The sequence below is a fragment of the Streptomyces fuscichromogenes genome (genome assembly GCF_014645815.1).
GTDB lineage: Bacteria > Actinomycetota > Actinomycetes > Streptomycetales > Streptomycetaceae > Streptomyces > Streptomyces fuscichromogenes.
In genome coordinates, this window is sequence record NZ_BMML01000012.1 from 1 (window position 1) to 13,688 (window position 13,688).

14 protein-coding genes are annotated in these 13,688 nt (G+C 72.5%); 6 read left to right on the forward strand and 8 right to left on the reverse strand.

Annotation, left to right across the window (positions count from 1 at the left end; all coding sequences use genetic code 11):
- Window positions 1-1,167, reverse strand: a 1,167-nt coding sequence (locus IEZ11_RS25295) for a maltotransferase domain-containing protein (RefSeq protein WP_189265165.1), incomplete at its 3' end; no start/stop codon positions are given.
- A 103-nt stretch (window positions 1,168-1,270) separates the two neighbouring features.
- Window positions 1,271-1,564, reverse strand: a complete 294-nt coding sequence (locus tag IEZ11_RS25300) for a DUF5133 domain-containing protein (protein ID WP_189265166.1) — start codon at window positions 1,562-1,564, stop codon at window positions 1,271-1,273.
- 304 nt (window positions 1,565-1,868) lie between these two features.
- Between IEZ11_RS25300 and IEZ11_RS25305 the strand changes: the two genes are divergently transcribed.
- Together IEZ11_RS25305 and glgX are read left to right on the forward strand one after the other, a co-directional pair.
- Entirely contained in the window at window positions 1,869-2,372 is a 504-nt protein-coding gene (locus tag IEZ11_RS25305) for a pep a2 (RefSeq protein ID WP_189265167.1), read from the forward strand.
- Between the two features lie 23 nt (window positions 2,373-2,395).
- Window positions 2,396-4,504 (forward strand): glycogen debranching protein GlgX, encoded by a 2,109-nt coding sequence (gene glgX / locus IEZ11_RS25310; protein WP_189265168.1) that lies wholly within the window; start codon window positions 2,396-2,398, stop codon window positions 4,502-4,504.
- Between the two features lie 154 nt (window positions 4,505-4,658).
- Here the strand turns inward: glgX and IEZ11_RS25315 are convergent, their stop codons facing one another.
- Both IEZ11_RS25315 and IEZ11_RS25320 read right to left on the reverse strand, forming a co-directional pair.
- The gene (locus tag IEZ11_RS25315; protein WP_189265169.1) at window positions 4,659-5,474 is read right to left on the reverse strand and encodes a VOC family protein; all 816 of its coding nucleotides are present in this window, start codon (window positions 5,472-5,474) and stop codon (window positions 4,659-4,661) included.
- A 119-nt stretch (window positions 5,475-5,593) separates the two neighbouring features.
- A complete protein-coding gene (locus tag IEZ11_RS25320; RefSeq protein ID WP_189265170.1) occupies window positions 5,594-6,400 on the reverse strand; it encodes a SigB/SigF/SigG family RNA polymerase sigma factor in 807 nt (268 codons plus the stop codon).
- 256 nt (window positions 6,401-6,656) lie between these two features.
- On the opposite strand from IEZ11_RS25320, the gene IEZ11_RS25325 reads away from it, so the two are divergent.
- The 4 genes from IEZ11_RS25325 (at window position 6,657) to IEZ11_RS25340 (ending at window position 9,491) form a co-directional block, all read left to right on the forward strand.
- A complete protein-coding gene (locus IEZ11_RS25325; protein WP_189265171.1) occupies window positions 6,657-7,112 on the forward strand; it encodes a MarR family winged helix-turn-helix transcriptional regulator in 456 nt (151 codons plus the stop codon).
- Window positions 7,109-7,948: an ABC transporter ATP-binding protein gene (locus IEZ11_RS25330; RefSeq protein ID WP_189265172.1), complete on the forward strand. Its 840-nt coding sequence runs from the start codon at window positions 7,109-7,111 to the stop codon at window positions 7,946-7,948. Before IEZ11_RS25325 ends, IEZ11_RS25330 begins: the two co-directional genes overlap by 4 nt.
- Window positions 7,908-8,762: an ABC transporter permease gene (locus tag IEZ11_RS25335; RefSeq protein ID WP_189265173.1), complete on the forward strand. Its 855-nt coding sequence runs from the start codon at window positions 7,908-7,910 to the stop codon at window positions 8,760-8,762. Before IEZ11_RS25330 ends, IEZ11_RS25335 begins: the two co-directional genes overlap by 41 nt.
- A 198-nt stretch (window positions 8,763-8,960) precedes the next feature.
- The gene (locus IEZ11_RS25340) at window positions 8,961-9,491 is read left to right on the forward strand and encodes a hypothetical protein (protein WP_189265174.1); all 531 of its coding nucleotides are present in this window, start codon (window positions 8,961-8,963) and stop codon (window positions 9,489-9,491) included.
- 91 nt (window positions 9,492-9,582) lie between these two features.
- On the opposite strand, the gene hemC is transcribed toward IEZ11_RS25340, so the two are convergent.
- The 4 genes from hemC to IEZ11_RS25360 form a co-directional block, all read right to left on the reverse strand.
- Complete coding sequence (gene hemC, locus IEZ11_RS25345) at window positions 9,583-10,518, reverse strand: hydroxymethylbilane synthase (protein WP_189265175.1); 936 nt, start codon at window positions 10,516-10,518, stop codon at window positions 9,583-9,585.
- A 65-nt stretch (window positions 10,519-10,583) separates the two neighbouring features.
- Complete coding sequence (locus IEZ11_RS25350; RefSeq protein ID WP_189265405.1) at window positions 10,584-11,540, reverse strand: ATP-dependent DNA ligase; 957 nt, start codon at window positions 11,538-11,540, stop codon at window positions 10,584-10,586.
- Between the two features lie 93 nt (window positions 11,541-11,633).
- Complete coding sequence (locus IEZ11_RS25355; protein WP_189265176.1) at window positions 11,634-12,320, reverse strand: response regulator transcription factor; 687 nt, start codon at window positions 12,318-12,320, stop codon at window positions 11,634-11,636.
- Window positions 12,317-13,528, reverse strand: a complete 1,212-nt coding sequence (locus IEZ11_RS25360) for a sensor histidine kinase (RefSeq protein ID WP_189265177.1) — start codon at window positions 13,526-13,528, stop codon at window positions 12,317-12,319. The genes IEZ11_RS25355 and IEZ11_RS25360 overlap by 4 nt, the downstream gene beginning before the upstream one ends.
- Between the last annotated feature and the right edge of the window lie 160 nt (window positions 13,529-13,688).

Sequence of the window (13,688 nt, forward strand, 5' to 3'; positions counted from 1 at the left end):
GGGTTTGGTGTGGGGGTTGTCGACGCGGAAGATCCGCACCCCGCAGTCCATCCAGTGGCGCAGCACCCGCACGGTCTCCGCGACCAGGCCGTCCATGTCGGCGTCGAAGGCGATGGGGTAGATGTCCTGGTACTTCTTGGGCGGGTTCTCGGCGTGGGCGATGGTGTTGTCGGGGCGGTGGTGGAACCACTCGGGGTGTTTCTCCACCCAGGGGTGGTCGGGAGAGCACTGCAGGGCGAAGTCCAGGGCGATCTCCAGGCCGTGCCGGGCGGCCTCGGCGACGAACCACCGGAAGTCCTCCAGGGTGCCCAGGTCCGGGTGCACGCTGTCGTGCCCGCCCTCCGGCGACCCGATCGCCCACGGCACGCCCACATCGTCGGGGCCCGGGGCGAGGGTGTTGTTGCGGCCCTTGCGGAAGGTGGTCCCGATGGGGTGGATGGGCGGCAGGTAGACGACGTCGAAGCCCATCTCCGCGATCTTCGGGAGGCGTCGGGCGGCTGTCCGGAAAGTGCCGTGCGGCCGCTCGGGGGTGCCCTCGGAACGGGGGAAGAACTCGTACCAGGAGCCGTACAGGGCCCGTTCCCGCTCCACCAGCAGCGGCAGCGGCTCGCAGGAGGTGACCAGCTCCCGCAGCGGATACCGCGCCAGGACCTCGTCCACCTCGGGCGCGAGGGCCTTCGCGAGGCGCGTGTGCAGGGGCAGGGAGTCGTCGCCCAGGGCCCGGGCCGCGGCCAGCACCCGCTCGCGGTCCGGGCCCCGGGGGACCCCGGCGGCCGCCCGCTCGTAGAGTTCGGCGCCCTCCTCCAGGACCAGCCCGGTGTCGATGCCCGCCGGGATCTTCACCCGCGCGTGCTGCCGCCAGGTGACCAGCGGGGCGCTCCAGGCCTCCACGCGGTACGTCCAGCGGCCCGTCGCGTCCGAGGTGACCTCGGCGCCCCAGCGGTCGGTGCCGGGGACCAGCTCCCGCATCGGCGTCCAGGGACCGGGCCGGCCCTCGGGGTCGCACAGCACCACGTTGGCGCCCACGGCGTCATGACCCTCGCGGAAGACGGTGGCGGTGACCTGGAAGGTCTCGCCGGGGACCGCCTTCACCGGCCACCTGCCGCACTCCACGGCCGGCCGGACGTCACGCACCGGAACGCGGCCGATGGCCTCCGTCGCCTTCATGGGTCTCACCTCCGCCGTGCGCGGAGCCGGGCCCAGGGGCCCGGCTCCGCGGTCCGTAGTGTGCCGGAGGACCGGTGTCCTCCCGCGGGGTCCTGCTGCGGTGTCACTGCCTCGCGGAACGCCGGTCCGTCGGCGGCCCCTGCCGGACCGTCCCGCTCAGCCGGGCCCGTCCGCCCTGTTCCCGCACATAGGTCACGAGGCTGGTGCGCAGATAGCGCTCGGCCGCGTCCACCGCCTCCCGGGCGCAGCGCTTGCCCATCAGCACGCACAGCGTGTAGCCCGAGTCCTCGAAGGTGGACCGCACCTCGCGGTCCTGCGGCGAGGCGAGCATGACGCGCTCCCACGCCCGGTAGCGCCGCAGCTGCCGGGCCACCTCGGCCTTCGCGGGTAGCAGCATGGCCGTGTCTTTCCTTCCGACGCTCTCGAATGGGCACGTGTCCCCGTGGGTCGGGGGGCGTCCGGGCACGGAAGGGCGCGGAGCCGTCACGGCGAATCGGGGCTTTCACTCATGGTGCACGGATGATGACCGAGCGTCTTGTTGGATCTTCAACCACCTCGGGAGTCCCTCGTGTTGCACGAATGGCGTAGCGCCCCCACAGTGAAGGTGACTCAGGAGCGATCGATGCTCACGCTGCGCGTCCGGAACGGATTTCCGGGTGGGTGAGGGGAGCGGGAGCTTCGCGGGTGAGGAGCTAGCGACAATGAAGACCGCAGTGCCCTGCTACTACCACCTCGACGTGGAGGTCAGCCCGGAACGGGTGGGTCAGGTCAGCCGCATACTGGCCGCCCATCTGCGTTACTGGGATCTCGACAACCTCGTGGACCCCGTCTGCCGCGGTGCCGAACTGCTGCTGACCGCCATCGACCAGCACGCGACGGACAAGCACACGTCCATCGAGATGTGGTGGAACGGGCAGCACCTCATCACCGCCATCGGCGACGACGACCGGGATCTCCGCCCCGACCAGGACCTGCGCGGGTGCCTGGCGCACCTCGCCGCGACCAGTGACGGCTGGGGCTGCTGCGCGCCGGAGACCGGCAGCAAGATCATCTGGTTCTCGCAGCGGGCCCGGTCCGGGGAGCGCGTCCCGCTGGTCCGGACCGGTCCGGCGCCCCGGCTGCGCCAGGTCCTCCAGGTGCCGCGCGACCTGCCGGCCGCCCAGTTGGCCGCATCCGCCGACGGTGTCCTGGAAGCCGCCCGGTGACGGCGAGGAAGTCCCGGAAAGGGGTGCCTGTGTGGAGCGGGCACCCCTACCCGTTGGGGGCCTCCTTCGACGGGCAGGGCACCAACTTCGCCCTGTTCAGCGAGGTCGCCGAGCGGGTCGAACTGGTGCTGGTGAACGACGCCGCGACCCAGACGACGGTGCCGATGACCGAGGTCGACGGCTTCGTCTGGCACGCCTACCTGCCCGGCGTCGGACCGGGGCAGCGCTACGGATACCGGGTGACCGGCCCCTGGAACCCGGACCTCGGCCACCGGTGCAATCCGGCGAAGCTGCTGCTCGACCCGTACGCCCGGGCGGTCGACGGCCAGATCGACAACCACGCCTCCCTCTACGAACGCACCCCCGGCGGGCCCGCCCAGGCGGACAGCACCGGGCACTCCATGCTCGGTGTGGTCACCGACCCCTACTTCGACTGGGGCGACGACCGTCCGCCCCGGCGGCCCTACTCCGACTCGGTGATCTACGAGGCCCATGTCCGCGGCCTGACCCTCACCCATCCGGAGGTACCCGAACGGCTCAGGGGCAGTTACGCCGGTCTCGCGCACCCGGCGGTCCTCGACCACCTGACCTCGCTCGGCGTCACGGCGGTCGAGCTGATGCCGGTGCACCAGTTCGTGCAGGACGGGGTCCTCCAGGACCGGGGCCTGTCCAACTACTGGGGCTACAACACCATCGGCTACTTCGCCCCGCACAACGCCTACGGCGCCTTCGGTACCCGCGGCCAGCAGGTCAACGAGTTCAAGGCGATGGTGAAGGCGCTGCACGCGGCCGGCCTCGAAGTGATCCTCGACGTGGTCTACAACCACACCGCCGAGGGCAACGAGATGGGCCCCACGCTCTCCTTCCGGGGCATCGACAACGCCGCCTACTACCGGCTGGTGGACGGCGACTGGGCGCACTACTACGACACCACCGGCACCGGGAACAGCCTGCTGATGCGGCACCCCTACGTGCTCCAGCTGATCATGGACTCGCTGCGGTACTGGGTGACCGAGATGCACGTCGACGGCTTCCGCTTCGACCTCGCGGCCACACTGGCGAGGCAGTTCCACGAGGTGGACCGCCTCTCGGCGTTCTTCGACCTGATCCAGCAGGACCCGGTGATCAGCAGGGTCAAGCTCATCGCCGAGCCGTGGGACCTGGGCGAGGGCGGCTACCAGGTCGGCAACTTCCCGCAGCTGTGGTCGGAGTGGAACGGCCGCTACCGTGACGCCGTGCGGGACTTCTGGCGGGCCGAGCCGGGTTCGCTGGGCGAGTTCGCGTCCCGGCTCACCGGCTCCGCCGACCTCTACCAGCACAGCAGGCGGCGACCGCGGGCGAGCGTCAACTTCGTCACCGCGCACGACGGTTTCACGCTGCGCGACCTGGTGTCGTACAACGAGAAGCACAACCAGGCCAACGGCGAGGGCAACCGGGACGGCGAGAGCCACAACCGGTCCTGGAACTGCGGAGCCGAGGGTGACACCACCGATCCGGCGGTGCTCGAACTGCGGGCCCGCCAGCAGCGCAACCTCCTCGCCACCCTGCTGCTCTCCCAGGGCATCCCGATGCTCAGCCACGGCGACGAACTCGGCCGCACCCAGGGCGGCAACAACAACGCCTACTGCCAGGACAACGAAGTCTCCTGGATCGACTGGGAGCTGACCGACGAGCAGCGGACGCTCACCGACTTCACCCGGTACGTCATCGGGCTGCGCGCCGCCCACCCCGTGCTGCGCCGACGGCGCTTCTTCCTGGGCGAGACCGCCATGCACCCGGGGCAGCCGCTGCCCGACCTGGTGTGGCTGCTGCCCGACGCCCGCGAGATGACCGACCGGGACTGGCAGCGCGCCGACGCGCACTCGGTCGGCGTCTTCCTCAACGGCGACGCCATCGCCGAGCGGGACCCCTACGGACGGCGCCTGGTCGACGACTCGTTCCTGCTGCTCCTCAACGGTTACTGGGAGCCGGTCGACTTCCGGCTGCCCGACGACTCCTACGGCGAGCGCTGGACGACCCTCATCGACACGGCCGACGCGGAGGGGCTGCCGGACGAACGCGAGCGCAAGGCGGGCACGAGGCTGCGGGTGGAGTCACGGAGCCTGATCGTGCTGTCGCGGCCGTCGAGGTAGTACTTCGGGTGCGGGTGCGCGGGGGTTGCTCGCGCAGTTCCCCGCGCCCCTGAAGGGGCGCTCACCGCAGCGCCCTGCTTTCAGGGGCGCGGGGAACTGCGCGACCAGCCACGACGCACCCGCACCCGACCACCCGGGCACCCCCGGCAACAGGTCACCGCGCCCCGCGGGCCGTCGTCACCGTGAACTGCGCGCCGTCCGGATCCCGCAGGATCGCCTCGGTCTCCTCCTCGCTCAGCACGCTGCCGCCGTGCTTCTCCGCGGCCCGCGCACACTCGGCGACGTCGGTGACCGCGAAGTGGATCTGCCAGTGCGGCCGTACCGACGGGTCGGGCGCCGCCTCCACCGCCCCCGAGTCGATGCGGGCCACGGCATCGCCCCGGCTGCGCAGCACGACCTCGCCGCCCACGTACTCGACCTCGCAGCAGCCCGGCTTGTCGGAGGCCCAGCCGAGGACCTCGCCGTAGAACATCGCGGAGTCGAAGGCGTTGCGGGTGTGCAGGCGGATGAAGGTCGGGGCGGCCCGCCGCCAGGTCTCCCAGTTGGAGACCAGTTCCCCCTCCCAGATGCCGAAGACGGCGCCGTCCCGGTCGGCGATGAGCGCCGCCCGGCCGGGCGGGAAGGACAACGGCCCCACCGCGGGGGTGCCGCCGCGCTCACGGGCCCGGGCCACCGCCTCGTCCGCGTCCGGCACCGCGAAGTACGGCGTCCAGGCCACCGCCATCTGCCACATGGCGGCGACCGCGGCGATGCCCGCCACCGGCACCCCTTCCGCCAGCGCGATCCGGAAATGGTCGCCGAGCCTGACACTGCGCCATCGCCAGCCGAGCACGGCGGTGTAGAACTCCTCGGTCGTCTGGAGGTCGCGGCTGGTCAGGCTCACCCAGCACGGAGCACCGAAGACCGAGTGCGTGGAGATCCCCGATCGCTTCTTCTGCACCGGTCGAGGGGGAGGCGTGTCGTCGTTCATGGCACTCGCGTCCTGGTGTCGGGGCCGGCGTGGGGACCGGTCTGCCACCAGTGTCCAACCCGAAGCGGCCGGAACGCCTGCCGAGTACCCCGGTGGCGCAGGGCCGGACGAGTGACCTGTCAGCCGCCGGCCTCGGCCGGCAGCTCGTCACGCAGCCGGTCGAAGCAGGCGCTGAGCAGTCGGGACACATGCATCTGCGAGATGCCCAGCTGATCGGCGATCCGGCTCTGCGTCATGCCGCGGAAGAACCGCAGATAGAGGATGAGCCGGTCGCGCTCGGGCAGCCCCTGGAGACAGGGCTCCGCGGCGGTGCGGTCGTCGACCAGGTCGTAGCCGGGGTCCGCACCGCCCAGGGTGTCAGCGAGCGCGTAGCCGTCGCCGCCGGGCACCTCGGCGTCCAGCGACAGCGCCGAATAGCACTCCAGGGCCTCCATCCCGGCCCGTACCTCGCTCTCGGTGAGCCGGGTCCGCGCGGCGATCTCGGCGACGGAGGGCGCGTGTCCCGGCGTCGTCTGTTCCAGTTCCCGGAGGGCGGCACGGACCCGGTTGCGCAGCTCCTGGACCCGGCGCGGCACGTGCAGGGTCCACATGTGGTCCCGGAAGTGGCGCTTGATCTCGCCGGTGATCGTCGGCACGGCATAGGCCTCGAAGGCCCGGCCGCGCGCCGGGTCGTAGCGGTCGACCGCCTTCACCAGCCCCAGCGCGGCGACCTGTTCGAGATCCTCCAGGGTCTCGCCGCGGCCGCGGAACCGTACGGCGATCCGCTCGGCCATGGGCAGCCAGAGCTCGACCAGCTCGTCCCGGAGCGCCCGGCGTTCCGGGCCGGCCGGCAGTTCGGCCAGTCGTAGGAAGTCCCGGGCCGTGTCCGGGGCGTCGTCGTGCGGATGGGATCGCGTACGGGACTCGGGTGTGCAGGTGGCGCGCATCGCACGCACCTCCCTCAACGGGTGCTGGTGGACGGACACCGTGGGGGAACGCGCTCGGACCCTGGGGAGGACACGGGCGGCCGACGGAAGCCGGTTCCCACGTACGTGCCTCCGGTCCGAAGCACTGAGCTGCGAATGCCCCCAATGGGGCATAAAAAAACAATTCACTCGAAAAGGTGAGATTAGTCTCATTCCTTCCACTCCTTTGACCCTCCCTTGGGCGAGATATCTCTGTAGCAGAGGTAATCTTCGAGATGTGGAATCGGAGAACTTCCCGGAGGAACTCGCCGACGCGCTGGTCGGCATCCAGCGGCTGATCCGCCGCCGGCTGCGCCGCGGGCTCACCCGGCCCCGGCTGCGCGGGGCCGAGGTGGAGCTGCTGCGGCTGGTCGAGTCCCGGCCCGGGATCGGCATCTCGGACGCCGCCAAGGAGCTGTACCTGGCGAGCAACTCGGTCTCGACCCTGGTCAACCAGCTCGTCAAGGACGACTACCTGCGCCGGGAGACCGACCCGGCCGACCGGCGGGCCGCCCGGCTGCTGCTGACCGAGCACGCCGAGAAACGACTCGCCGACTGGCACCGCCGCCGCGCCGAGCTCGTCGCCGGTCGTGTCGCCCGGCTGGACGAGGCGGACCGGGAGACGCTGAGAGCGGCCCTGCCCGCGCTGCGCAGGCTGGCCGACACCCTGCACGAGGAGGCCGAGGAATCATGACGCCGGACAGCACGCCGGACACCCCCGCAGTCGCCTGCACCGGGCTCTGCTACTCCTTCGGGGACACCAGGGCCGTCGACGGACTCGACCTGAGCGTCGGCGAGGGCGAGGTCTTCGGGCTGCTGGGACCCAACGGCGCCGGCAAGACCACCGCCATCCGCTGCATCACCACCCTGCTGCCCGTGCCCGCCGGGATGGTCCGCGTCTTCGGCCACGACACCGGCAAGGACCGGATGGCCGTGCGCCGGCTGCTCGGCTACGTCCCGCAGCAGCTGTCCGCCGACAGCGGGCTCACCGGCCGCGAGAACGTCGAGCTGTTCGCCCGTGTCTTCGACGTCCCGCGGCGCGAGCGGGCCGCGCGGGTCGCCGAGGCGCTGGAGGTCGTCGACCTCGCCGACGCCGCCGACCGGCTCGCCGGCACCTACTCCGGTGGCATGGTCCGCCGTCTCGAACTGGCCCAGGCGCTGGTCAGCGCGCCCCGGCTGCTGATCCTCGACGAGCCGACCATCGGCCTCGACCCGATCGCCCGCACCGGTGTGTGGGACCAGATCAACGCCGTACGGGCGGCCACCGGCATGACCGTCCTGGTCACCACCCACTACATGGACGAGGCCGACCAGCACTGCGACCGGGTCGGCCTGATGCACCGCGGCCGCATCCGCGCCCTGGGCACCCCCACCGAGCTCCGGCGCGGCCTCGCCGAACGCCAGGGCGCCGACGCCCTGCCCACCCTCGAAGACGTCTTCCGCGACGTGGCCGGCAGCGGCCTCGACGACCAGTCAGGAGGTTTCCGCGATGTCCGAAGCACCCGCCGCACCGCGAACCGTGTCGGCTGAGCGCCCGGCCACGGCGTCCCTGCTGCTGACCCCGCCCCGGCCGCGCTCCGGCTGGCGGCTGCTCCCCGCCAGGGTGGTCGCCATGTGCGCCGTGGAGCTCCAGAAGCTCCGCCACGACCGCACCGAGCTCTACACCCGGGCGATCCAGCCGGCCCTCTGGCTGCTGATCTTCGGCCAGACCTTCACCCGGATCCGGGCGATACCCACCGGCGGCATCCCCTACATCGACTACCTCGCGCCCGGCATCATCGCCCAGTCCGCGATGTTCATCGCCATCTTCTACGGCATCCAGATCATCTGGGAACGCGACGCCGGCATCCTCAACAAGCTCCTCGTCACCCCCACCCCGCGCTCCGCCCTCATCACCGGCAAGGCGTTCGCGGCCGGGGTGAAGTCCCTGATCCAGGCCGTCGTGGTGATCGTGATCGCGGCGATCCTCGGGGTCTCGCTCACCTGGAACCCGCTGAAGCTCCTCGGGGTCGGGCTCGCCGTGGTCCTCGCCTCGGCGTTCTTCTCCTGTCTGTCGATGAGCATCGCCGGCATCGTCCTGAGCCGCGACCGGCTGATGGGCATCGGACAGGCGATCACCATGCCGCTGTTCTTCGGCTCCAACGCCCTCTACCCGGTGGCGATCATGCCGGGCTGGCTCCAGGTGGTCAGCAGGATCAACCCGCTGAGCTACCAGGTCGACGCCCTGCGCGGCCTGCTCCTCGGCACGCCCGCCCACCTCGGCCTGGACTTCGCCGTGCTGGCGGTCGCCGCCGCCCTCGGCGTCACCGCGGCCTCCTCGCTGCTCGGCCGCCTGGCCCGTTGATCCGGCCCCGGGCGGTACCCGCGCCGACGTGATGTGCGGCACGCGCCCGTGACCCGCCCCGGACCCCCGGGGCGGGATAACCGCTGCGCAACGCTTGATCAGCGATCAAAGCGGGCGAACCCGCTGGCCACAGCGCATTCCGCTCATTTGACAGTGCGCTGAGCACACAGATAAACAGCGTGGGTCGAGAGGGGCACTGTGTACGAGCCGAACGTGGTCGGGGACTGGCACGAGTACGACGAGCATGCCGGTCTGCGGGTCCGCGTCCACCGCCTGGAGGAGTCCGAGCCGCCGCGCGGCCGCGACGACGCCGCGGCCGGGCTGACGTACTTCAGTGCCCGGGTGACCATCGAGAACCGCGGTTCCCGACACTTCAGCGTGCAACTGGAGGACGGCCAGATCGACGTCCGGGTCGGCCCGGACGGCGAGGGCGCGTTCATCGACTGGCGCAACTCCCAGTTCATCGAGGGCTTCGACGTCTACCCGCTGCGCCGCGCCACCGCCGTCCTCTACGCCGCCGGCCCGGAGGCCGCCCTGACCCAGGTGGACATCCAGGTCCACCTGCGGGTCGACGAGGAGTGGACGGAACGCCGGCTGTGGGCGGGCGGCATCGGCGTACTGGAGTCGACCAGCGTCAGCCCCTGCCAGGCGGCCGGCCCGGGAAGCCTGTCCCACCAGGTGACAGCCTTCCTCAAGGACCAGACGGAACCGGGCCCCACCGCTCCCTGAGCGCCCAGAAGGGGCGGGGGGAACTGCGCGACCAGCCACGACGGCGCCGCAGACGAACGACGACACCTCCCGGCCCGACCCAGCGGAGCGTCTAGTGCGGGATGCCGTCGATGATCTCGCGGGCGCCCTGGCGCAGCAGGGCCACGGCGACCGAGGTGCCGAGGGTGGCCGGGTCGAGGCGCCCCGCCCACTCGTGGGCGTTCAGCCGGGTCTTGCCGTCCGGGGTGAACACGCAGGCGCGCAGCGACAGTTCACCGCCGCCGTCGACCCGGGCGTAGCCGGCGATCGGGCTGTTGCAGTGGCCCTGGAGCACGTGCAGGAACATCCGCTCCGCGGTGGCCTCCCGGTAGGTGTCCGGGTCACCGAGCCCGCTCACCGCGTCGATCAGCTCGGAGTCGCCCTCCCGGCACTGCAGCGCGAGGATGCCCGCGCCGATGGGCGGCATCATCGCCTCCGGGTCCAGCACCTCGGTGATCACGTCCGTACGGTCGATCCGCTCCAGGCCAGCCGCCGCGAGCAGCAGCGCGTCGGCTTCCCCGGCGGCGAGCTTCTCCAGGCGCCGGTTGGCGTTGCCCCGGAACGGCACGCACTCCAGATGCGGGTGGGCGGCGGCCAGTTGGGCGACCCGGCGGACCGAGGAAGTGCCGATCCGGGTGCCCGGCGGCAGCTGATCGAGGGTCAGCCCGCCCGGGTGGACGAGGGCGTCGCGGATGTCGTCCCGCTTCAGGAACGCCGCGAAGACCGTCCCCGCGGGCAGCGGCCGGTCCGCCGGCACGTCCTTCACACAGTGCACGGCGAGATCCGCCTGACCGGCCAGCAGCGCGGCGTCCACCTCCTTGGTGAACGCGCCCTTGCCCTCGACGTGGGAGAGATCGCCCAGCCACTTGTCGCCGGTCGTCCTCACCGGCACCACCTCGGTGCGCACCTGCGGGTGAAGGGCGGCCAACTCGGCGCGAACTCGGGCCACTTGGGCGAGGGCCATCGGTGAGTCGCGGGAGACGATACGAATCAACTCGGGGACCGACATAGGTGACACCATAGACCTTCCCGTCAACCGCGGATTCCGACATCCTGTCGGTCACCGCCGGGCCGTCAGTCCGCGTCCCCGGGCAGGTCCGCAGCCGACTCCTCGGGTGCGAGGTCCGGGCGCAGCCGCAGCCAGGACGGCTGGCGCAGCAGTCCGGCCCGGGTCCGGGTGCTGTACCTGACCTCGCCGACCAGCCGGGGCACCACCCAGCGGGCGTCCGGGACCGCGGGGACCGGGTCGAAGGGGCAGGTGCCGGTGCCGGCGGCCCGCAGCAGCGCGGCCAGTTCGGTCCGCTCCGCCGTGCTCCAGCCGGTGCCCACCCCGCCGACGTACCGCAGCCGCCCGTCGGCGGACCGCTGGCCGACCAGCACCGCGCCCGGCAGCCCGGTCAGCCGTCCCCTGCCGGGCAGCCAGCCGCCGACGATCACGTCCTCCGCGTGCAGGTTCCGGATCTTGATCCAGGCCCGGGACCGCACCCCCGGCTGGTACACCGAGTCGAGCCGCTTGCAGACCAGGCCTTCGAGGCCGTGTTCCCGGGTCGCCCGCAGCGCCTCGGCGCCGTGCCCGACGACCGCCGCCGGCGTCGACCAGTACGGCCCCTCCAGGGCCAGGGACTCCAGGCGCGCCCGGCGCTCCGCGTACGCCGTGGTGAGCAGCGGGTCCGCCAGGAGGAGTACGTCGAACAGCACCAGGTGGACCGGGATCCGGGCCGCCGTCCGGGCCGCCCGGTCCGGGGCGTGGGCCAGGCCCATCCGGCTCTGCAGCAACTGGAAGTCCGCGCGGCCGCGGTCGTCGAGGGCCAGCACCTCGCCGTCCAGGATCGCCGGGGTGCGGCCCAGGGCCGCCGCCAGCGGGCGCAGTTCGGGATAGGCGGCGGTGATCTCCTCGCCGGACCGGGCGCGCAGCAGCATGCTGCCGTCACCGGGCAGGTAGAGGACCGCCCGCTGGCCGTCCTGCTTGGTCTCGTAGGCCCACCGGGCGTCCTGCGCGGCGGGCGGCAGCCGGCCGGGGGTGGCGAGCATGGGCGGGATCACGGGGAGGGCGGTCACCCAGGAGATGTGAACCGGCCGCGGCCGCGGCACGCGCCCCGTGGCGACGGTTCCCCCGAACAGGCCTCAGGCGTCCGGCTCGGGCGGCGGGGGCTGCACCAGCCCCGACTGGTAGGCCATCACCACCAGTTGGGCCCGGTCCCGGGCGTCCAGCTTGGTCATCGCCCGGTGGATGTGGGTGCGCACGGTGAGCGGGGAGACGAAGAGTTTCTCGGCGATCTCCTCGTTGGAGCGGCCCTCTGCCGCCAGGGCCATGACCTCGCGCTCGCGCGCGGTGAGCACCCGCAGCCGCTCGGGTGCGGCGAGCCGGACGCCGGGCGCGGGCGTGGCCAGGAACCTGGTGATGAGGGTGCGGGTCGCGGTGGGGGAGAGCAGCGACTCGCCCGCGGCCACCGTGCGGATCCCGGCCAGCAGCGCCTCGGCGGTCACGTCCTTGCCGAGGAAGCCGCTGGCCCCGGAGCGCAGTGCCTGCGCCACGTACTCGTCGACCTCGAAGGTGGTGAGGATCAGCACCCGCACGCCGGACAGCTCCGGGTCCGCGCAGACGGCGGCCGTGGCGGCGAGCCCGTCGGTGCCGGGCATCCGGATGTCCATCAGCACGACGTCGGGCCGGTGCTCGCGGGTGCGCGCGACCGCCTCGGCGCCGTCGGTGGCCTCGGCGACCACCTCCATGTCGGCGCAGGAGTCGATCAGGATCCGGAAGGTGGCCCGCAGCAGGGCCTGGTCGTCGGCGAGCAGCACGCGGATGGTCATGACGTCCCTTGTTCTTCCGGTTCGGTGGCGCCGGGGTACACCGGCAGCCGGGTGGTGACCTCGTAACCGCCCCCGTCCCGGTGCCCGGCGGTGAAGGCGCCGCCCACCGACCGGGCCCGTTCGCGCATCCCGATCAGCCCGAAGCCGTGCCCGGGGGCGGGACCGGCCGGGGCGGTGGCGGTGCCGTCGTCGGTGATGGTGAGGGTCAGCCGGTCCCGGGTCCAGCCGATCCGGACGTGCGCGGACCGGGCCGAGGCGTGTTTGGTGACGTTGGTCAGCGCCTCCTGCACGATCCTGTACGCCGTCAGGTCCACTCCCGCCGTCAGCGGCCGGGGGCTGCCCTCGACGCTGACGTGCACGGCGAGCCCGGCGGACTCGCAGGCCTCGGTCAGCTCCGGCAGCCGGTCCAGACCCGGGCTCGGCGCGAGCGGCAGGTCCGGGTCGCCGGTCTGCCGCAGCAGTCCCACGGTGGCCTTCAGCTCCCGCAGCGCGGCGGCGGTCGTACCGGCGAGCTCCCCCAGGATCCGGTGCACCTGCTCGGGGTGGCTGCGCGAGAGGTGGGCGGCCGTGCCGGCCTGGGCGTTGGCCAGCGCCAGGTGGTGGGCGACCACGTCGTGCAGTTCCCGCGCGATCCGCATCCGCTCCTCCGCGACCCGGTGCCGGGCCTCCTCCTCCCGGCTGCGCTCCGCGTACTCGGCCCGTATCCGTACGGCGTCCAGGTACGCGGTCTGCAGCCGGACCGCGTTGCCGGTCGCGATCGGCAGCAGCAGCCAGGCGGCCGGACTGATCGTCTCCAGCGGCCAGGGGATGCCCGCCGGGGCGAAGACCAGGGCGACGATCACCACGAGGGCGAGGCTCGCGAAGTAGTACCGGCGGGCGGTGGGCCGGTCGGTGTCGACCGCCAGCCGGTACAGCGCCAGCATCAGTCCGCCGAGCAGCAGCGGGGTGGGCAGGTGCCCGAGCCCGGCGGCGCCCGCGGTGGCGGCAGCGCCGACGGCGACGACCGTGCGCGGCCGGGTGCGCTGCCAGAGCAGGGCACCGCAGCCGACGGCGGCGAGCGCGATGGTGAGGCCGACCGCGGGCGGCTGGTCCTCGGCCCGCATGGTGATCTCGCTGCCGAACAGGAACGCGGCGAACAGCAGCACCGCCGCCATGGTGTCGACGGTGCGGCTGTGCTCTTCGGCGTAACGCTGCCAGGGGGTGCTCATCGGTCGCTCCGGTCGGTCTCCTGTGGTCACGGTCCGCGATGCGTCGGCCGGGCTTCGGGTGCCGTGGCGGGCGGCCCGGGTCGGGGGCGGGGCGCCCGGTCGGGTCGGGACCGGGGGCGCGATTCGGGGCGCGCCGCCCATCCCGAATCGCGCCCCACCG